Origin of the sequence: Pseudomonas sp. 34 E 7, from assembly GCF_900005715.1 — a bacterium.
Classification (GTDB): domain Bacteria; phylum Pseudomonadota; class Gammaproteobacteria; order Pseudomonadales; family Pseudomonadaceae; genus Aquipseudomonas; species Aquipseudomonas orientalis_A.
Window position 1 is genome coordinate 12,512 of record NZ_CVTX01000147.1, and the last position, 18,262, is coordinate 30,773.

The 18,262-nt window shown below is 59.3% G+C and carries 19 protein-coding genes; 4 read left to right on the top strand and 15 right to left on the bottom strand.

Features of this window, described 5'->3' with window-relative positions; translation table 11 throughout:
- Positions 1 to 4 precede the first annotated feature (4 nt).
- From BFP96_RS15895 to kdgD, 3 genes are all read right to left on the bottom strand, one after another.
- On the bottom strand, positions 5 to 1,369 hold the full coding sequence (locus BFP96_RS15895; RefSeq protein WP_065883689.1) for an MFS transporter: 1,365 nt from the start codon (positions 1,367 to 1,369) through the stop codon (positions 5 to 7).
- Between the two features lie 178 nt (positions 1,370 to 1,547).
- A complete protein-coding gene (locus BFP96_RS15900) occupies positions 1,548 to 2,993 on the bottom strand; it encodes an aldehyde dehydrogenase family protein (RefSeq protein WP_065936567.1) in 1,446 nt (481 codons plus the stop codon).
- 54 nt (positions 2,994 to 3,047) lie between these two features.
- Positions 3,048 to 3,959 (bottom strand): 5-dehydro-4-deoxyglucarate dehydratase, encoded by a 912-nt coding sequence (kdgD, locus tag BFP96_RS15905; protein WP_057724545.1) that lies wholly within the window; start codon positions 3,957 to 3,959, stop codon positions 3,048 to 3,050.
- A 443-nt stretch (positions 3,960 to 4,402) separates the two neighbouring features.
- Here kdgD and BFP96_RS15910 point away from each other — a divergent pair, with 443 nt between their 5' ends.
- On the top strand, positions 4,403 to 4,606 hold the full coding sequence (locus BFP96_RS15910) for a hypothetical protein (RefSeq protein WP_065893630.1): 204 nt from the start codon (positions 4,403 to 4,405) through the stop codon (positions 4,604 to 4,606).
- 8 nt (positions 4,607 to 4,614) lie between these two features.
- Here BFP96_RS15910 and BFP96_RS15915 read toward each other — a convergent pair whose 3' ends face one another.
- From BFP96_RS15915 to rplM, 8 genes are all read right to left on the bottom strand, one after another.
- Positions 4,615 to 5,364, bottom strand: a complete 750-nt coding sequence (locus BFP96_RS15915) for a FadR/GntR family transcriptional regulator (protein ID WP_065883681.1) — start codon at positions 5,362 to 5,364, stop codon at positions 4,615 to 4,617.
- Positions 5,365 to 5,522: 158 nt separating this feature from the next.
- A complete protein-coding gene (locus BFP96_RS15920) occupies positions 5,523 to 5,942 on the bottom strand; it encodes a ClpXP protease specificity-enhancing factor (protein WP_065893632.1) in 420 nt (139 codons plus the stop codon).
- A gap of 17 nt (positions 5,943 to 5,959) precedes the next feature.
- Positions 5,960 to 6,577, bottom strand: coding sequence for a glutathione S-transferase N-terminal domain-containing protein (locus BFP96_RS15925; protein WP_065883677.1), 618 nt, complete (start codon positions 6,575 to 6,577; stop codon positions 5,960 to 5,962).
- A gap of 147 nt (positions 6,578 to 6,724) precedes the next feature.
- A complete protein-coding gene (locus BFP96_RS15930) occupies positions 6,725 to 7,504 on the bottom strand; it encodes a cytochrome c1 (protein ID WP_065893633.1) in 780 nt (259 codons plus the stop codon).
- Positions 7,504 to 8,715, bottom strand: coding sequence for a cytochrome b (locus tag BFP96_RS15935; protein ID WP_003188526.1), 1,212 nt, complete (start codon positions 8,713 to 8,715; stop codon positions 7,504 to 7,506). Before BFP96_RS15935 ends, BFP96_RS15930 begins: the two co-directional genes overlap by 1 nt.
- Complete coding sequence (gene petA / locus BFP96_RS15940; protein WP_065883673.1) at positions 8,715 to 9,308, bottom strand: ubiquinol-cytochrome c reductase iron-sulfur subunit; 594 nt, start codon at positions 9,306 to 9,308, stop codon at positions 8,715 to 8,717. The genes BFP96_RS15935 and petA overlap by 1 nt, the downstream gene beginning before the upstream one ends.
- A 266-nt stretch (positions 9,309 to 9,574) precedes the next feature.
- Positions 9,575 to 9,967, bottom strand: coding sequence for a 30S ribosomal protein S9 (rpsI, locus tag BFP96_RS15945; protein ID WP_002555064.1), 393 nt, complete (start codon positions 9,965 to 9,967; stop codon positions 9,575 to 9,577).
- 14 nt (positions 9,968 to 9,981) lie between these two features.
- On the bottom strand, positions 9,982 to 10,410 hold the full coding sequence (gene rplM / locus BFP96_RS15950; RefSeq protein WP_003171742.1) for a 50S ribosomal protein L13: 429 nt from the start codon (positions 10,408 to 10,410) through the stop codon (positions 9,982 to 9,984).
- A 250-nt stretch (positions 10,411 to 10,660) separates the two neighbouring features.
- Here rplM and BFP96_RS15955 point away from each other — a divergent pair, with 250 nt between their 5' ends.
- Complete coding sequence (locus BFP96_RS15955) at positions 10,661 to 11,701, top strand: NADP(H)-dependent aldo-keto reductase (protein ID WP_065936568.1); 1,041 nt, start codon at positions 10,661 to 10,663, stop codon at positions 11,699 to 11,701.
- Between the two features lie 162 nt (positions 11,702 to 11,863).
- Here BFP96_RS15955 and BFP96_RS15960 read toward each other — a convergent pair whose 3' ends face one another.
- Positions 11,864 to 13,000 (bottom strand): acyl-CoA dehydrogenase family protein, encoded by a 1,137-nt coding sequence (locus BFP96_RS15960; protein WP_065936569.1) that lies wholly within the window; start codon positions 12,998 to 13,000, stop codon positions 11,864 to 11,866.
- A gap of 220 nt (positions 13,001 to 13,220) precedes the next feature.
- Here BFP96_RS15960 and BFP96_RS15965 point away from each other — a divergent pair, with 220 nt between their 5' ends.
- On the top strand, positions 13,221 to 14,141 hold the full coding sequence (locus tag BFP96_RS15965) for a GlxA family transcriptional regulator (RefSeq protein ID WP_170827557.1): 921 nt from the start codon (positions 13,221 to 13,223) through the stop codon (positions 14,139 to 14,141).
- Between the two features lie 128 nt (positions 14,142 to 14,269).
- Here the strand turns inward: BFP96_RS15965 and zapE are convergent, their stop codons facing one another.
- The 3 genes from zapE to BFP96_RS15980 all read right to left on the bottom strand — a co-directional run bounded on the left by zapE (position 14,270) and on the right by BFP96_RS15980 (position 17,442).
- A complete protein-coding gene (gene zapE, locus BFP96_RS15970; protein WP_057724535.1) occupies positions 14,270 to 15,364 on the bottom strand; it encodes a cell division protein ZapE in 1,095 nt (364 codons plus the stop codon).
- A 79-nt stretch (positions 15,365 to 15,443) separates the two neighbouring features.
- Positions 15,444 to 16,796 carry a tryptophan--tRNA ligase gene (locus tag BFP96_RS15975; RefSeq protein WP_065936570.1) on the bottom strand — a complete coding sequence of 451 codons (1,353 nt, stop codon included), beginning with the start codon at positions 16,794 to 16,796 and terminating at the stop codon, positions 15,444 to 15,446.
- A gap of 16 nt (positions 16,797 to 16,812) precedes the next feature.
- The gene (locus tag BFP96_RS15980) at positions 16,813 to 17,442 is read right to left on the bottom strand and encodes an alpha/beta hydrolase (protein WP_065883666.1); all 630 of its coding nucleotides are present in this window, start codon (positions 17,440 to 17,442) and stop codon (positions 16,813 to 16,815) included.
- A gap of 146 nt (positions 17,443 to 17,588) precedes the next feature.
- Here BFP96_RS15980 and BFP96_RS15985 point away from each other — a divergent pair, with 146 nt between their 5' ends.
- Positions 17,589 to 18,026: a YhcB family protein gene (locus BFP96_RS15985; protein WP_003171734.1), complete on the top strand. Its 438-nt coding sequence runs from the start codon at positions 17,589 to 17,591 to the stop codon at positions 18,024 to 18,026.
- Positions 18,027 to 18,262 lie beyond the last annotated feature (236 nt).

The window sequence follows — 18,262 nt, forward strand, 5'->3', positions numbered from 1 at the left end:
AACCTCAGGAATGCGCTTGGGAAAGGTGGGTCAACTCAGGGCCTTTGCTTGGCGGGTCCTTGAGCACCACGCGCTTGATCGGGCCGACGATCACCAGATAGCTGAACACCGCCACCAGCGCGTTGGCGCCGACGAACACCAGGGCCCACTTGAACGAGCCGGTGGTGCTGATGATGTAGCCGATGACAATGGGCGTGGTGATGGAGGCCAGGTTACCGAAGGTATTGAACAAGCCACCACTGAGGCCGGCGATTTGTTTCGGCGAGGTGTCGGACACCACCGCCCAGCCCAGTGCGCCAACGCCCTTGCCGAAGAAGGCCAGCGCCATGAAGCCCACCACCATCCATTCAACATCGACGTAGTTACACGCAATGATGCTGCTGGACACCAGCAGGCCGGCAATGATCGGCGCCTTGCGGGCGAAGGTCAGGGAATGGCCCTTGCGCAGCAGATAATCGGAAATCACCCCGCCCAGCACGCCGCCGATAAAGCCGCAGATCGCCGGCAGCGAGGCAATGAAACCGGCCTTGAGGATGGTCATGCCACGGTCCTGCACCAGGTACACGGGGAACCAGGTCAGGAAGAAGTAAGTGATGCCGTTGATGCAGTATTGGCCCAGGTACACGCCCAGCATCATGCGGTTGGTCAGCAACTGGCGGATGTAATCCCACTTCGGTCCATCGGTTTTCTTGCCCTGGCCCTTGTCCTGGTCCATATCCACCATGGCGCCATTGGCGGCAATGTGATTGAGCTCCGCTTCGTTGATCATCGGGTGCTGGCGCGGGCTGTGGATAACTTTCAGCCAGATCAGCGAAAACACAATGCCAATCACGCCCATCACGATAAACACATGCTGCCAGCCGAAGCGATAAACGATCCAGCCCATCAGCGGTGCGAACAACACGGTAGCGAAGTACTGCGCCGAGTTGAAGATCGCCGACGCCGTACCGCGCTCGGCCGTGGGGAACCAGGCCGCCACAATCCGTGCGTTGCCCGGGAAGGATGGCGCTTCGGCCAGGCCCACCATAAAGCGCAGCATGAACAGCGCAACCACGGCGGTCGAGACACCGAACTCACCAACGTAGCCTTGCAGCACGGTGAACAGTGACCAGGTAAAGATGCTCAGGGCGTAGACTTTTTTCGAACCGAACCGATCGAGCAGCCAGCCACCGGGGATTTGCCCGGCGACGTAGGCCCAACCGAATGCAGAGAAGATGTAGCCGAGGGTGACCGCGTCGATGCCGAGGTCTTTTTGCAGGCTGGAACCGGCGATGGCGATAGTTGCACGGTCGGCGTAATTGATCGTGGTCACCAAGAACAGCATGAGCAGGATCAAATAGCGGACGTGAGTCGGCTTGGTCGCTTGCATGTAGAAGTACTCCCACTAATTATTTTTTTTGCGGGTAATGGTTATGTCTTGCTGGGTGCCGCCTCTTGTAGGAGCGAGCTTGCTCGCGAAAAACGTCAACGAATACGCAGGCATTCAGGGTGCACGCGGTGTCCTTGGGTTTTTCGCGAGCAAGCTCGCTCCTACAGTGAAACGGGTGTTACGACCCGATGTAGCTGGTTTTCACCACGGTGTAGAACTCTTGCGCATAGCGGCCCTGCTCACGCGAACCGTAGGACGAACCCTTACGGCCACCGAACGGAACGTGATAGTCCACGCCGGCGGTCGGCAGGTTGACCATGACCATCCCGGCCTGGGAATGGCGCTTGAAGTGGTTGGCATGTTTCAACGAGGTGGTGGCGATACCTGCCGAGAGACCGAACTCGGTGTCGTTGGCCATGGCCAGCGCCGCCTCGTAGTCGGCCACCCGCACCACGTTGGCCACCGGGCCGAAAATCTCTTCACGGCTGATGCGCATGGCCGCTTCGCTGTCGGCAAACAGCGTCGGCGCCAGGTAGTAGCCCTCGGTGTCGCAGGTCACCAGGCCGCCGCCGCTGACCAGCCGAGCGCCTTCGCTCTGGCCGATGTCGATGTACTTCATGTCCTGGTCCAACTGAGCCTGGGAAACCACCGGGCCAATGTCGGTACCGCTGTGGAGCGCGTGGCCGACCTTGATCGACTTCATGCGCTCGGCCATGGCCGCGACGAACTGGTCATGGATCCCGGCGGTGACGATCAGGCGGCTGGAAGCGGTGCAACGCTGGCCGGTCGAGTAGAACGCGCTCTGCACCGACAGCTCGACGGCCTGCTTGAGGTCGGCGTCGTCGAGAATAACCTGCGGGTTCTTGCCGCCCATTTCCAACTGCACCTTGGCCTGGCGCGCTACGCAACTGACGGCGATCTGACGGCCCACACCGACGGAACCGGTAAAGCTGATGCCATCGACTTTCGGGCTGTTGACCAGCACATCGCCCACCACGCGACCGCTGCCCATCACCAGGTTGAACACACCGGCCGGGAAACCGGCGCGGGAAATGATGTCGGCCAGGGCCCAGGCACAACCGGGTACCAGCTCGGCCGGCTTGATCACCACGCAGTTGCCATAGGCCAGGGCCGGGGCGATTTTCCAGGCAGGGATCGCGATCGGGAAGTTCCACGGCGTGATCAAGCCGACCACGCCGAGGGCTTCACGGGTGACTTCAACGTTGACGCCGGGGCGCACCGACGGCACATAGTCGCCAGACAGGCGCAGGCATTCACCGGCGAAGAATTTAAAGATGTTACCGGCGCGGGTCACCTCGCCGATGGCTTCGGGCAGGGTCTTGCCCTCTTCCCGGGCCAGCAGCGTGCCCAGCTCTTCGCGGCGGGCGAGGATTTCGCTGCCGACTTTATCCAGCGCATCGTGGCGGGCCTGGATACCCGAGGTGGACCAGGCCGGAAACGCGGCGCGGGCGGCGTCGATAGCGGCGTTGACCTGGGCGACGTCAGCCTTGGCGTATTCGCCGATCACATCGGAAAGATCCGACGGGTTGATATTGGTGCAATAGTCGGCGCCGGTTACCCATTCACCGTTGATGTAGTTGTCAAAACGCTTGGCTTGGGACACGAATCTTCTCCTGACGCAAAAGGCCGCTGATTGCTCAGCGGCCTTGTTGATAAGTTATTGCGCGCCTTGCTTGTCGATCAGCGCGGCCAGGGCTTCGTATTCTTCCGGCAGCAGATCGGTCAGCGGCGTGCGCACCGGGCCTGCGTCGTAGCCGGCGATTTTCGCACCGGCCTTGACGATGCTCACGGCATAACCGGCCTTGCGGTTACGGATGTCGAGGTAAGGCAGGAAGAAATCGTCAATGATTCTGGAAACGGTGGCGTGATCATCCTTGGCAATCGCGTGGTAGAAATCCATTGCGGTTTTGGGAATGAAGTTGAACACCGCCGAGGAGTACACCGGCACGCCCAGGGCCTTGTAGGCAGCGGCATAAACCTCTGCAGTCGGCAGGCCGCCGAGGTAGCTGAAACGATCGCCGAGGCGACGGCGGATCGACACCATCAACTCGATGTCACCCAAGCCATCCTTGTAGCCGATCAGGTTCGGGCAGCGCTCGGCCAGGCGTTCCAGCAGAGGCGCGGTCAGGCGGCAGACATTGCGGTTGTACACCACCACGCCGATCTTGACCGATTTGCACACCGCTTCAACGTGGGCGGCAACCCCGTCCTGGCTGGCTTCAGTCAGGTAGTGCGGCAACAGCAGCAAGCCTTTGGCACCCAGGCGTTCGGCCTCTTGAGCGTATTCGATGGCCTGGCGGGTCGCGCCGCCGACACCGGCCAGAATCGGCACGCTGGTGGCGCAGGTATCAACAGCGGTCTTCACCACCTGGGAATATTCGCTGGCGGCCAGGGAGAAAAACTCACCGGTGCCGCCTGCGGCGAACAGCGCAGTGGCGCCGTACGGGGCCAGCCATTCCAGGCGCTTGATATAGCCCGCCTGGTGAAAGTCACCCTGGGCATTGAAATCGGTCACCGGGAAAGACAGCAGACCGTGGGAGAGGATGGACTTCAGTTCTTGTGGATTCATTATTCGAACACCCTGGCGAAGACTTTCTGAGGAAAGCATTGTTGTTGGTTTAAATGATGTCGTACGTCATCGTACAACTATAAAAAGATTCGTCAACTGCAATTCATCAGGCCTCATCTCAAGCTCAGCGCTGAATCAGGTGATCAGGGACGGGAGACAACGCCATGGGTCTATGACGTGCTGGGGTATACGTTGTCCGAAGACGGACGATTGGTGAGGGCGGGGTATTTATCTGCCAGGGGACTGCACGCAGACCAGACACACCGTTGAGGGGAGGAGTAACTGACTTGAACCGTCTGTCGCTACTGTCAATTCTGACAGTAGCGCGCTGTTCGCTACGCTCATAAGTTACCTCCTACTTTCAAATAGCTCAGTGCAGAGCCATCTAGAAGCACTGCGATATCGGAAAGCATGCCAACTCTCACGATTTTTGGAGGTACACCATGTCCAAGACCTGGAAAACGAATACCGTCAAGAAAGGCAGTAAAAAGCGCTCACTTGATTACGAGCCAAACATTGGTGACGAGATCTACTACGACGATATAGGGGGTAACCCTGCGCTGGAAAAAGTCGTACGCAAAATCTACGACGAGACGATTGGCGAAATTGTCATCTACCTCGAACCGTCGCAAAATCCCTATCCTTGACCGAGCGTCTACCCGCGCTGCGCTTGCGCCTCTTCATGGGCATGGCGCAGCCTCTCTCGGCTATTGGTCAAATGCAAGCGCATGGCCGCACGCGCCGCGTCCGAATCCTGACGCGCGATGGCCTCATAAATCTCTTCATGCTCGCGACTCAAGCGCCCCATGTAATGCTGCTGGTCATCATGGGCCAGGCGCGCCGAATTCAAGCGGGTACGCGGAATGATGCTGGTGCCCAGGTGGGTCATGATGTCGGTGAAGTAACGGTTGCCGGTGGACAGCGCAATTTCCAGGTGGAATGCAAAGTCTGACGCTACCGCATCACCGGCATGGGCCGCACTTTCATTCAGCGCGTCGAGGGCGGCACGCATGGCTGCCAGTTGTTCCTCGCTGCGGCGCAAGGCGGCCAGGCCTGCGGACTCCACTTCCAGGCTGATCCGCAACTCGAGGATCGCCAACACATCGCGCAGCGTCACCACGGTGGCCGGGTCGATGCGAAAACCGCTCGGGCTCGGCGTGTCCAATACGAACGTACCGATACCGTGCCGCGTCTCCACCTGCCCCGCCGCCTGCAAGCGCGAAATCGCCTCGCGCACCACGGTCCGGCTGACGCCATGGGCCTCCATGATTGCCGACTCGGTAGGCAGCTTGTCGCCACGCTTGAGCTGGCCGTCGCGGATCTGTTCGGACAACACCGTGACCAATTCCTGGGCAAGGCTGCGACGCTTGCGGGGAAGACGTGGGACGGCGTTGGCGTTTTCCATGATGAGTCATCTTTCTCGGTGAACTGAAGACGCATCATAGCCCATGGCGGTTGTACGATCACCGTCCCTGTCGCGACTTTCATATCTGTACGGCAGGCAGAAAAAAGCCCCGGCAACCGCCGAGGCATTTTTCAGGCTCGCCCGGAGGCGGCAGCCGCTTACTTCACCACTTTCAAGCTCGGCCGGCCAGTAGGGCGCGGCGGCTCGCTGTCCGGCGGCGGCACATCATCGCCGCCTTGCCCTTCGATCGTTTCGTCGTCCTCGAAAGGCGACTCCAGATCGAACACCATGCCCTGGCCGTTCTCACGGGCATAAATCCCGAGGATGGCGCCGATCGGCACGAACAGCGTATGCGGCACACCGCCGAAACGCCCTTCGAAACTGACCGCTTCGTTGTCCATGTGCAGGTGGCGCACCGCACTGGGCGATACGTTCAATACAATCTGTCCGTCACTGGCAAAACCCTGCGGAACCTGCACCGCAGGAAATTCGGAGTTGACCAGCATGTGCGGGGTGCAATCATTGTCCACAATCCACTCATAGAGCGCGCGGACCAGGTAGGGTCGACTGGAGTTCATCAGCGGCTCCTTAAGCCTTAGCGCATATCGCGTTCGACACCAGACAGACTCGCCTGGAAAGCCTCACGCGCAAATTGGCGCTCCATGTAATCAAGCAACGGCTTGGCCGGCCGTGGCAGTTCAATGCCCAGAACCGGCAAGCGCCAGAGTATGGGTAATAGGCAGCAATCGACCAAACTTTGTTCCTCACTGAGGAAAAAAGGTTTATCGGCGAACAGCGGCGAAACGCCGGTCAGGCTTTCGCGCAATTCCTTGCGCGCCTGTACGCGCGCGGCCTCTTTACTGCGGGTATCGAGAATCACATCCACCAGCCCGCACCAGTCACGCTGGATCCGATGGATCAGCAGGCGGCTGTTGGCACGCGCCACCGGGTAAACCGGCAGCAAAGGCGGATGCGGGTAACGCTCATCCAGATATTCCATCACCACGGTTGACTCCCACAACGCCAGGTCACGATCGACCAGGGTGGGCAAGCTGCCGTAAGGGTTCACTTCGATCAGCTTCGGCGGCTGACGGCCCGCCTCCACACTGATGATCTCGGCGCTGACACCCTTCTCTGCGAGCACGATGCGTACTCGGTGGGAATAGTGGTCGGCGGGGTCGGAGTAACAGGCCAACCGGTTGGTCACGCCCATGGCGGTCCTCCTCGCTTGTTGAAATTATCGAAAGCTCAAAAACGAGCGCGCCCAGAGAGCATCCCTGTAACGTCCGGTAAAACCGGCGCTACGTGTTCAGAGATGCCGCTGGGCGCGCAAGATTAACAGCAATTGCTTACGGTTGGATCAATGCACATCCTTCCAGTACTCGCGTTTGAGCAGATAGGCGAATACGAAGAAGAAAGCCAGGTACAGCAAGACGTACGTACCGATGCGCTGGTGCTGCAGTTTGACCGGGTTGGCCGAGTAGGCCAGGAAGGTCACCAGGTTCTTGACCTTCTCGTCGAACTGCTCTTCGTTCAGCGTACCGGTCTTGGGCACGATGGTCAGTTGATCGCACGCTTCATGGGTCAGCGGCGTGCCGGTCAACGGATCATATTGCTTCTTGCCGTCTTCAACGACCTGAACCTGCTTGCATCCTACCACCTGGCGACCCTGCAGGCCGACCAGAACGTTGGGCATGCCGACGTTCGGGAACACTTTGTTGTTCACGCCCCAGGGCCGGGTCGGGTCTTCGTAGAAGGATTTGAGGTAGCCGTAGAGCCAGTCGGTGCCCCGCACACGTGCTACCAGGGTCAGGTCCGGCGGTGCCGCACCGAACCAGGCCTTGGCGTCCGCCGGCTTCATGCCGATGTTCATGTGGTCGCCGATCTTGGCCCCGGTGAACACCAGTTTTTCCAGCATCAACTCATGGGGGATGCCCAGGTCGTCGGCCACCCGCTCGTAGCGCTGGAACTTGGCGCTGTGGCAGCCCATGCAGTAGTTGGCGAACGTGCGCGCACCATCCTGCAAAGCGGCTTTATCGGAGACGTCGATGTCGACCTTTTCCAGCTGCGCGCCATGCTCGGCGGCCAGAGACAGGAGCGGCAGGGCCGCAAGCACTAATGCAACGAATAATTTTTTCATCAGCCAGTCACCCTTTCCGGAACCGGTTTGGTCTTCTCGAGCCGGGTGTAGAACGGCATCAGAATGAAGTAGGCGAAGTACAGGAAGGTGCAGACCTGCGACAGCAACGTGCGCTCGGGGGTCGGCGCCAGTACGCCCAGCACGCCCAGGATCACGAATGAAATGCAGAACACCCACAGCCAGATCTTGCTCAGCCAGCCTTTGTAGCGCATGGACTTGACCGGGCTGCGGTCGAGCCACGGCAGCACGAACAGCACCGCAATCGCCGCGCCCATGGCGATGACGCCCATGAGCTTGTCGGGGATCGCACGCAAGATGGCGTAGAACGGCGTGAAGTACCAGACCGGGGCAATATGCTCGGGCGTCTTGAAGGCGTTAGCCTGTTCAAAGTTAGGCTTCTCCAGGAAATAACCACCCATCTCCGGGAAAAAGAACACGATCGAACAGAATACGAACAGGAACACGACCACGCCGACAATGTCTTTTACGGTGTAGTACGGGTGGAATGGAATGCCGTCCAGCGGGATGCCGTTCTCGTCCTTGTGCTTCTTGATATCCACGCCATCCGGGTTGTTGGAGCCGACTTCATGCAGCGCCAGGATGTGCAATACCACCAGGCCCAGGATCACGATCGGCAAGGCCACCACGTGCAAGGCGAAGAAGCGGTTCAGGGTGATGCCCGAGATCAGGTAGTCGCCGCGAATCCACTGGGTCAGGTCGTTGCCGATCACCGGGATGGCACCGAACAGCGAGATGATCACCTGGGCGCCCCAGTACGACATCTGGCCCCATGGCAGCAGGTAACCCATGAAGGCTTCGGCCATCAGCGCCAGGTAGATCAGCATGCCGAACACCCACACCAGCTCGCGGGGTTTCTGGTACGAACCGTAGAGCAGGCCACGGAACATGTGCAGGTAGACCACGATAAAGAACGCCGATGCGCCGGTAGAGTGCAGCAGGCGCAGGATCGAGCCGTACTCGACGTCACGCATGATGTACTCGACAGAGGCAAACGCCTCTTCCGCCGAAGGCGTATAGCTCATCGTCAGCCAGACACCGGTGACGATCTGGTTGACCAGCACCAGCAGTGCCAGGGAGCCGAAGAAGTAGAAGAAGTTGAAGTTTTTTGGCGCGTAATATTTGCTGAGATGGTCTTCCCACATTTTGGTGGCGGGGAAGCGCGCATCCACCCAATCCATGAACTTGCTCATCACGCGTTCTCCTTATCGAGGCCAATGACAATAAGGTCGTCAGTTTCGTAGGTGTGCGGAGGAACCGGCAGGTTCAAGGGTGCAGGCTGGGACTTGTAGACACGGCCGGCGAGGTCGTAATGGGAACCGTGGCAGGGGCAGAAGTAACCGCCAACCCAGTCCTTGCCCAAGTCAGCGGGCGCGACTTCCGGGCGAAACGTAGGCGAGCAACCCAGGTGGGTACACAGCCCCACCAGCAGCAGGATCTCCGGCTTGATCGAACGTGCTTCGTTCTTGGCGTAGGCGGGTTGGTCGGACTTCTCGGATTGGGGGTCAGACAACTGGCCTTCAATCTTCTTGAGATTCCCCAGGATTTCCTCGGTACGACGAACAATGAAGACCGGCTGGCCGCGCCATTCAGCAATCATCTGCTGCCCTGGCTCGATCTTGCTGACATTCACCTTCACCGGTGCACCTGCGGCTTTCGCCTTGGCACTGGGAAACCATGACCCCACGAACGGGACCGCAGCCCCCACCGCTCCTGCAGCACCCACCACGGATGTGGCTGCTACGAGGAAGCGACGCCGGCCTGCATTCACGCCGTCATTGCTCATTCAGTCCTCTCCCATCAGCTTTTTGGCCTGTTAAATCAGGCGTCTACTAAGTGTTGAATCTTTACTTATAAAAATTTTGACGGATGGTAATGAAAAGCCCCACGTATGACAAGGGAATTACCCGGAGCTCCACCCCCAGGCCTTGTAGTATAGGGGGTCTACGGATGTGGCAAGTTGTCACGGCGAAAAATCTGCATAAATCCCAGGCAATAAAAAACGCCCAGCTCCGTGAGGAGGCTGGGCGTTTTTGTGGAACGTAAAGCGAATTAACGCTTCGAGTACTGCGGACGCTTACGCGCTTTACGCAGACCGACTTTCTTACGTTCAACTTCACGAGCATCGCGAGTTACGAAGCCAGCTTTGCGCAGAGCGCCACGCAGGGTTTCGTCGTACTGCATCAGAGCGCGAGTGATACCGTGGCGGATTGCGCCAGCTTGACCACTTACACCGCCACCGATAACGGTGACGTAGATGTCGAACTTTTCAACGGTCTCGGTCAATTCCAGCGGCTGACGAACTACCATGCGGGCAGTTTCGCGGCCGAAGAAGTTGTCCAGGGAGCGGTTGTTGATCGAGATGTTACCAGTGCCCGGACGCAGGAAAACGCGTGCGGTTGCGGTTTTGCGACGGCCAGTGCCGTAATTTTGAGTCGCCGACATAATGAACTATTCCGTTAAAACTTCAGTTCTTGGGGCTGCTGAGCAGCATGAGGGTGTACAGCGCCCGCATAGACTTTCAGCTTGCGAAACATATCGCGACCCAGTGGGCCCTTAGGCAGCATGCCTTTGACCGCGATTTCGATCGGGGCTTCAGGCTTCTTGGAGATCAGGCCTTCAAAGTTGGAAGACTTGATACCGCCTGGGAAACCGGAGTGACGGTAGTACATTTTGTCTTGCGCTTTGTTGCCGGTAACACGTACCTGCTCAGCGTTGATGATGACAATGTAGTCACCGGTATCAACGTGCGGGGTGTATTCAGGCTTGTGCTTGCCACGCAGACGGCTGGCGACTTCAGTGGCCAGACGACCCAGGGTCTGACCAGCGGCGTCGACGACAAACCAGTCGCGCTGAACTGTTTCCGGTTTTGCAGTAAAAGTTGTCATTCTTTAATAGCCTCAGGGGCCGCCCTGTAAATTAGACGGCGGATCTTACTGAATAGTGCGTACTTTGACAAGGTCAAAGGCAGCCGGATACAGACGCTATCGGGGGCTCGGGTCAGCGCGTCCGTTCAACGGCAAGATTCTTCGGCAGGCGGCGCATCACTTCCACTGCAGAAAGAGGTGGGCAATTATGCAGATTGCGAAAAAAAATTCAACCTGCTTTTATGATTGTTTTCCCCTGAAGGAGTACCCGATGGATTATCGACAGCTGGGCCAGACCGATCTGAACGTAAGCGCGATCGCCCTGGGCACCATGACCTGGGGTGAGCAGAACAGCGAGGCAGAGGCCTTCGCCCAGATCGAACGGGCCAAGGCGGCCGGAATCAACTTCCTCGATACGGCGGAAATGTACCCGGTACCGCCCAAAGCCGATACCTATGCCACGACCGAGCGTTATATCGGCAATTACTTCAAAAGCCGTGGCGACCGCGCCGACTGGATCCTCGCCAGCAAGATCGCCGGCCCCGGCAACACCATCGATTACATCCGCGACGGTCATCTGCGCCATAACCGCAAGCACATTGCCGAGGCGCTCGACGCCAGCCTCAAACGCTTGCAGACCGACTGGATCGACCTCTACCAACTGCACTGGCCGGAGCGCAGCACCAACTTCTTCGGCCAATTGAGCTACAAGCACAAGGACGAAGACGACCTCACCCCGCTGGAGGAAACCCTCGAAGCGCTGGATGAGCAGGTCAAGGCCGGCAAGATCCGCCACATCGGCCTGTCCAACGAAACGCCGTGGGGCACCATGAAATTCCTGGCCCTGGCCCAAGCCCGTGGCTGGAGCCGCGCGGTGTCGATCCAGAACCCCTACAACCTGCTCAACCGCAGCTTTGAAGTGGGCCTGGCGGAAATCGCGATTCGCGAACAATGCGGCTTGCTGGCCTACTCGCCCCTGGCGTTCGGCATGCTCAGCGGCAAGTACGAGGGCGGCGCGCGCCCGGCCAAGGCGCGTCTGACGCAGTACAGCCGCTTCAGTCGCTACTTCAATCCGCAGTCGGAAGCGGCGTGCAGCCGTTATGTGGCATTGGCGCGGGAACATGGCCTGGACCCGGCGCAGATGGCGCTGGCGTTTGTGACGCAACAGCCGTTTGTGACCAGCAATATCATCGGCGCCACGAGCCTGGAGCAGCTGGACAGCAACATTGCCAGTGCCGAGCTGAAACTGTCCAAGGAAGTGCTGGAAGGGATTGAGGCGATTCAGAAGGATCATCCGAATCCGGCGCCCTGATTGACCTTCAGGCCGCCATCGGGGGCAAGCCCCCTCCCACACTTGACCCTGTTCACAGATCAAAATGTGTGGGAGGGAGCTTGCACCCCACCTGACCCTGTTCACAGATCAAAATGTGGGAGGGGGCTTGCCCCCGATGAGGCCATCAGCCACACCACACAATCAAAGCGCCCGCGCAATAATCTCCTTCATGATCTCATTGGTCCCCGCATAAATGCGCTGCACGCGCGCATCCGCCCACGCCCGCGCAATCGGGTATTCCCACATGAAGCCGTAGCCGCCGTGCAGTTGCACGCACTCATCGAGCACCTTGCATTGCAGGTCCGTGGCCCAATACTTGGCCATTGCCGCAGTGGGCACATCCAGCTTTCCTTCAAGGTGCAGTGCCAGGCATTTATCCACGAACACGCGGCCGACTTGAATCTCGGTGGCCATCTCCGCCAGCTTGAACCGGGTGTTCTGAAAGTCGGCAATCGCCTTGCCGAACGCCTTGCGCTCGCGGGTGTAATCCAACGTCCACTGCAGCGCCGCCTCCGCTGAAGACAGCGCGCCAATCGCCACGGTCAGCCGCTCCTGGGGCAGTTCCTGCATCAGGTACGCAAAGCCCATTCCGGACTGGCCCAGCAGGTTTTCCTTGGGCACACGCACATCCTGGAAGAACAACTCCGAGGTGTCCTGGGCCTTCATGCCGACCTTCTCCAGGCGCTTGCCCTTGGCGAAGCCCGGTGTATCGGCTTCCACCAGGAACAGGCTGGTGCCCTTCGCGCCGGCCTTGGGATCGGTCTTGGCGACCACGATCACCAGGTCGGCCAGATAGCCGTTGGTGATAAAGGTCTTGGAGCCGTTGATCACATATTCATCACCGTCCGCCACTGCCGTGGTCTTCACCCCTTGCAGGTCGGAGCCGGCCCCCGGCTCGGTCATGGCAATGGCCGTGACCTTCTCGCCCGAAACCAACTTGGGCAAGTATTTGTGTTTCAGCGTTTCGCTGCCGTAGTGGAGGATGTACGGCGCGACAATGTCCGAATGCAGTGAAAAACCAATGCCGGTCAAGCCCAGGCGACTGATCTCTTCGATCACCACCGCGCTGTAGAGAAAGTCCGCGCCCAGCCCGCCGTATTCTTCCGGCACGTGCGAACACAACATTCCCGCCTCCCCCGCCTTGTTCCACAGGCTGCGGTCGATATGACCCTGTTTCTCCCATTGCCCATGGAAGGGCGCCGCCTCCTTTTCAAGAAAGGTGCCCACGCTGTCGCGAAAGAGTTCGTGCTCCGGGCTGAACAAGGTTCTGGCAATCATGGGGCACCTGCGTGGATTGTCGGACAAAAATGATCCCACAGAGCCTATGCCGCGAATGCGTCACGGGACACTGGACACATGCGACAAAAAATAAGACGATCCAGCCGTCTGGTGACCACTTTCCCCTATAAGAATAAATGAAATTATGTCTAACCAAATCTCCACGCCCCTGCGGCGCGTCAGCATTCTGGCCATTGATCGGGTATTCGCTTCCACCCTCATGCAAGCCAAGGATTTTTTCCACCTCGCCAGCCTGCGTTATGGCAAGCAACAAGGCCTGGGCCTGACCCCTGCCTTTGAAACGCGCCTGGTCAGCCCCGACGGGCAATCGGTGCGCAGTTTCAGCGATGTGATCATGCCGGTGGACGGCGGCCTGGAAGATGCCGACATCATCGTGCTGCCGGCCTTCTGGGACGACTTCGACGCCATGTGCACCCGCTACCCCCAGGTGCTGCCGTGGCTGCGCGAACAACACGCCCGCGGCGCCGTGCTGTGCGGCGAAGCCACCGGGGTATTCTGGCTGGCCGAAGCCGGCCTGCTCGATGGCAAGGAAGCGACCACTTACTGGCGCTTCTTCACTGTATTCAGCGAACGCTTCCCCCAGGTGCAGCTCAACCAGGACAAGCACCTGACCGACGCCGACAACCTGTACTGCGCCGGCGGCACTACCTCAGCCTGCGACCTCTACATTTATCTGATCGAACGCTTCTGCGGGGCCAACATCGCCCAGGCCGTGGCCCGCGACATTCTGTATGAGGTGCAACGCAGCTATTCGCCGGGGCGGATCGGTTTCGGCGGGCAGAAGCTGCACCAGGATGTGATCATCCTGCAGATCCAGCATTGGCTGGAAGAACACTTTGCCGACAAGTTCCGCTTCGAAGACGTCGCCAGGGAGCACGGCATGAGCATCCGCAACTTCATGCGCCGCTTCCAGGCCGCCACCGGCGACAAGCCGCTGCATTATCTGCAACGCTTGCGCATCGAGACCGCCAAGGGCCTGCTGTCGGGCAGCCGCAAGAGCATCAAGACCATCAGCTATGAGGTGGGTTACGACGATGCGAGCTTCTTTGCGCGGTTGTTCAGGCAGCACACGGAGTTGTCGCCGAATCAATACCGCCAGCAATTCCAGCAGGCCGCGTAACTGGATATACACAAAACCAATGTGGGAGGGGGCTTGCCCCCGATAGCAGGGTGTCAGTCACTGCATGAGTTGACTGATCCACCGCTATCGGGGGCAAGCCCCCTCCCACAGTTTGATTTGCATTGATCTTAGGGTTTGTGTCCGCGCGACAGGAATTCGTGGGACTGCATTTCCAGCAAACGGCTCAAGGTGCGCTGGAATTCGAAGTTCAAGCGCCCGCCGGTATACAGGTCCTTGAGTTCGACTTCCGCCGAGATGATCAGCTTGACGTTACGGTCGTAGAACTCGTCGACCATGTTGATAAAGCGCCGCGCAATGTCGTCGGTGGTCACGCCCATCTGCTCTACACCGCTCAAGATCACCGCATGGAAGATCTTGCCCAGTTCGATGTAGTCGTTCTGGCTACGCGGGCCGTCGCACAGTTGACGGAATTCGAACCAGGCCACGTCATCGCAGGTACGCAAGGCGATGATTTCGCGGTTCTCGATCATCAACTTGTCGTTTTCCACCGCCTGGGTGCATTCCGGCGTCAACGCGCGGAAGCTTTTCTTCAGGCTTTCGTGGGCCGCCTCGTTGAGCGGAAAGTGGAACAGCTCCGCTTGCTCGAGGTGACGCAAACGATAGTCGACGCCGCTGTCGACATTGACGATATCGGTGTTCTGCTTGATCAACGCAATGGCCGGCAGGAAGCGCGCGCGCTGCAGGCCGTCCTTGTAGAGGCCATCGGGCACGATGTTCGAGGTGGCGACCAGGGTCACGCCGTTCTTGAACAGCTCTTCCATCAAGGTGCCGAGGATCATGGCGTCGGTGATGTCGGAGACGAAGAACTCATCGAAGCAGATCACCCGCGCTTCGTCGGAGAAACGCTTGGCAATGATCGTCAGCGGGTTCTTTTCCCCCGGCAGGGTCTTCATTTCTTCGTGCACACGCTTCATGAAGCGGTGGAAGTGGGTACGCACCTTTTCCTTGAACGGCAGCGCTTCGAAGAAAGTGTCCACCAGGTAAGTCTTGCCCCGGCCGACGCCACCCCAGAAGTACAGGCCCTTGACCGGCGTGTGGTCTTTTTTGCCAAACAGCTTGCTGAACATCCCCGGCTTGGTTTGCGAGGCCGCGACCAGGTCTTCATACAGGCGCTGCAAATGACGCACCGCATTTTCCTGGGCCGCGTCATGGAAGAAGTCAGGGCGTTTCAGATCAGCTTGATATCGTTCTAGGGGCGTCATAATTTCGTTAGCAAGGCAACAAAAACGGGCCGTCACTGTAACGACGGCCCTGGATAATGGCAATCAACCCTTGGTCGGGTTAATCCTCGGAAGGTGCCAACGCGACGCGCAACGCAGCGATGGCGGCATCGCGAGAGGCTTCGTCGGCGAACTCGGCGCTGTCGGCCACAGCGGCGTCGTCCAGCCATACGCTGAAGCGCCGGGCCTCGGTGCGTATGTCCAAATCACCGCTCTGCAATTGCCTGGTCACCGCGCCTGCCGCTTTGCCGTCGGCGAAGTGGCGCGACAGCAGCAGTTGCTCGCCATCGGCCGCCAGCAGGCGGAAGCGGAAGCTGCCGTCGTCCTCACGAAAGCTCACGAAGCGCGCAGCCTTCGCTGCTTTCTTCTTGGTGACGACCGGCGCCGCAGCCTGGTTGACGAACGAGCGCAGGCCCACCGCTTCGCGCAGCTCAGCCAGGAACGGCGCCGCCACGGCACGGGCTTTTTTCGCGCCGACCAGCAGCAGGTCTTCCATGTCGGACGGGCGCGACATCAGTTGGTGATAACGCTCGCGCGCTTCACCGAGTTGCCCGTCGAGCAGTTGGAACAGACGGTTCTTCGCCTCGCCCCAGCCCAGGCCTTGCAGCAGTTCGCCACGGAATTCTTCTTCCTGTGCCTTGGTCGCGAATGCCTGGTACAGGGTGAACAGGTGCGAGTTGTCCGGGTCCTTGGCTTCGCCTGGCGCACGCGAATCGGTGACGATCCGCGAGATCGACTCCTTCATGTCCTTGGCGCTGGTGAACAACGGGATGGTGTTGTCATAACTCTTGGACATCTTGCGCCCGTCCAGGCCCGGCAAGGTGGCGACGCTTTCTTCGATCAACGCTTCAGGCATGGTGAAGAATTCTTTACCGTTGCCGAACAGGTGGTTGAAACGCTGGCCGATATCACGGGCCATTTCCACGTGCTGGATCTGGTCGCGGCCGACCGGCACCTTGTGCGCGTTGAACATCAGGATGTCCGCCGCCATCAATACCGGGTAGCTGTACAGGCCCATGCTGATGCCCGCGTCCGGGTCTTCGCCGCTCTCCACGTTTTTGTCCACCGACGCCTTGTAGGCGTGGGCGCGGTTGAGCAGGCCTTTGGCGGCCACACAGGTCAGCAGCCAGGTCAGCTCGGGGATCTCGGGGATGTCGGACTGGCGGTAGAACGTCACTCGGTTCACATCCAGGCCACCGGCCAGCCAAGTCGCGGCGATTTCCATGCGCGAGCGCTGGATGCGCTGCGGGTCATCGCACTTGATCAGGGCGTGGTAGTCGGCCAGGAAGTAGAAGGAATCGGCATTGGCGTCTTCGCTGGCAAGGATCGCCGGGCGGATCGCACCGGCGTAGTTGCCCAGGTGCGGCGTGCCGGTGGTGGTGATGCCGGTGAGGATGCGGGTACGGGTCGTCATGGGTGATCGCTTGTCGTCAATTCGAAAGGCGTGGCAGCACCAGATCCTTGAGATCGGTCAGCTTGCCATGAAAAAAGTGTCCGCATTCTGCCACTTTCAGCAGCGTATGGGGGCGATTCAAGGCGGCGGACCAGTCGTAGACAACTTGCGGGTCGACCACTTCGTCGGTTTCCGGCTGGATCAGGGTCAACGGGCAACCCTGCGGCAGCACATCGGTGTCGCGCAGACGCATCACGGCGGCGGCGACCATGAACAGGTGCGCAAGCTTTTCGCCCTTGGCTTCCAGGCGGCCGCCGAGGCTTGCGGCCACATACCCACCAAAGGAAAACCCCAGCAGGGTCAGCGGCAACTGCGGGTGTTTTTCGCGCAACCAGGTGGCGGCCGCTTCGGCATCGTCGACTTCACCGCTGGCCATATCGTGGGAACCGGCGCTGGCGCCGACACCACGATAATTGAAACGCAACGTAATCAAACCGGCATCGCGCGCGGTGCGCTGCAGGGTCGACACCACTTTATTGAGCATGGTCCCGCCCTGCACCGGGTTGGGGTGGCAGATCAGCGCCAGGCCACGTGGTTCGGGGTGATCCAGATACAGGGCTTCCAGTTGACCCACCGGGCCATCGATCAAAACGGGGGTTTCACGCATGAGCAAGGATGAACTCCGTGACCTCTCAAGGGGTCGACTCGTCTAGCTAAAAGTCTGTGCATGGCATCATTGCGAGCTTAATCGCGGTATACAGCGCAGGTTTGAGCCGTTAACGTAAAGCAAAGCCGTTTATAGAGGAAGGACTCGTGGAACACTCGCTCTTAGTTTGGTTGTTGCCGACTCTTGCCCTGGTTGCCGGTGTCGCCATTGGATTCCTGGTTGCTCGCCTGCTGCCGAATGCCGCGCCTAACCGCACGCAACGTCAGTTGGATGACATTCAGGAACGTTTTGACAGTTATCAGAACGAGGTTGTTACCCACTTCAACAGCACCGCGACCCTGGTCAAGAAGCTCACCCAGAGCTACCAGGAAGTACAGGATCATCTCGCCGATGGCGCAAACCGCCTGGCCCTCGACGACATCACCCGCCAGCGCCTGCTGGCCGCGCTGCATTCCGATGCACCGCAAACCCCACGGGAACGCCTGACCCCGCCCCGGGAAAACCAGGAACCGCCGCGGGACTACGCGCCAAAAACGCCGAACGCCCCCGGCATGCTGGATGAGCATTACGGTTTGAAGAAGTAATTCATTCAAGCAATTAAAAAGCCCGGCTGATCGATGATCAGCCGGGCTTTTTGTTGGGGGCTAAGTTTCCCTGACCATGGAGATCTAATGTGGGAGGGGGCTTGCCCCCGATGGCCATACGTATCTACACACCTGCGTAGCACCCAACCGTAACCACGATGCGAAGCGAGTCGCTCTTGATCTTGATCTGCTTTTGATCCTAGGCGCCCCGTTAAACCACGCTGGCCGAACGCAGG

Excerpts from the sequence above, each read along its gene's own strand:
- BFP96_RS15960 (WP_065936569.1), bottom strand. The coding sequence starts at position 13,000 with ATGATTGCCAGAACCTTGTTCAGCCCGGAGCACGAACTCTTTCGCGAC.
- BFP96_RS15920 (WP_065893632.1), bottom strand. The coding sequence starts at position 5,942 with ATGAACTCCAGTCGACCCTACCTGGTCCGCGCGCTCTATGAGTGGATT.
- BFP96_RS15935 (WP_003188526.1), bottom strand. The coding sequence starts at position 8,715 with ATGAGCAAGTTCATGGATTGGGTGGATGCGCGCTTCCCCGCCACCAAA.
- zapE (WP_057724535.1), bottom strand. The coding sequence starts at position 15,364 with ATGACGCCCCTAGAACGATATCAAGCTGATCTGAAACGCCCTGACTTC.
- kdgD (WP_057724545.1), bottom strand. The coding sequence starts at position 3,959 with ATGAATCCACAAGAACTGAAGTCCATCCTCTCCCACGGTCTGCTGTCT.
- BFP96_RS15895 (WP_065883689.1), bottom strand. The coding sequence starts at position 1,369 with ATGCAAGCGACCAAGCCGACTCACGTCCGCTATTTGATCCTGCTCATG.
- BFP96_RS15915 (WP_065883681.1), bottom strand. The coding sequence starts at position 5,364 with ATGGAAAACGCCAACGCCGTCCCACGTCTTCCCCGCAAGCGTCGCAGC.
- BFP96_RS15955 (WP_065936568.1), top strand. The coding sequence starts at position 10,661 with ATGGATTATCGACAGCTGGGCCAGACCGATCTGAACGTAAGCGCGATC.
- BFP96_RS15930 (WP_065893633.1), bottom strand. The coding sequence starts at position 7,504 with ATGAAAAAATTATTCGTTGCATTAGTGCTTGCGGCCCTGCCGCTCCTG.
- rpsI (WP_002555064.1), bottom strand. The coding sequence starts at position 9,967 with ATGTCGGCGACTCAAAATTACGGCACTGGCCGTCGCAAAACCGCAACC.
- BFP96_RS15975 (WP_065936570.1), bottom strand. The coding sequence starts at position 16,796 with ATGACGACCCGTACCCGCATCCTCACCGGCATCACCACCACCGGCACG.
- BFP96_RS15965 (WP_170827557.1), top strand. The coding sequence starts at position 13,221 with ATGCAAGCCAAGGATTTTTTCCACCTCGCCAGCCTGCGTTATGGCAAG.
- BFP96_RS15910 (WP_065893630.1), top strand. The coding sequence starts at position 4,403 with ATGTCCAAGACCTGGAAAACGAATACCGTCAAGAAAGGCAGTAAAAAG.
- BFP96_RS15980 (WP_065883666.1), bottom strand. The coding sequence starts at position 17,442 with ATGCGTGAAACCCCCGTTTTGATCGATGGCCCGGTGGGTCAACTGGAA.
- BFP96_RS15925 (WP_065883677.1), bottom strand. The coding sequence starts at position 6,577 with ATGGGCGTGACCAACCGGTTGGCCTGTTACTCCGACCCCGCCGACCAC.
- rplM (WP_003171742.1), bottom strand. The coding sequence starts at position 10,410 with ATGACAACTTTTACTGCAAAACCGGAAACAGTTCAGCGCGACTGGTTT.
- petA (WP_065883673.1), bottom strand. The coding sequence starts at position 9,308 with ATGAGCAATGACGGCGTGAATGCAGGCCGGCGTCGCTTCCTCGTAGCA.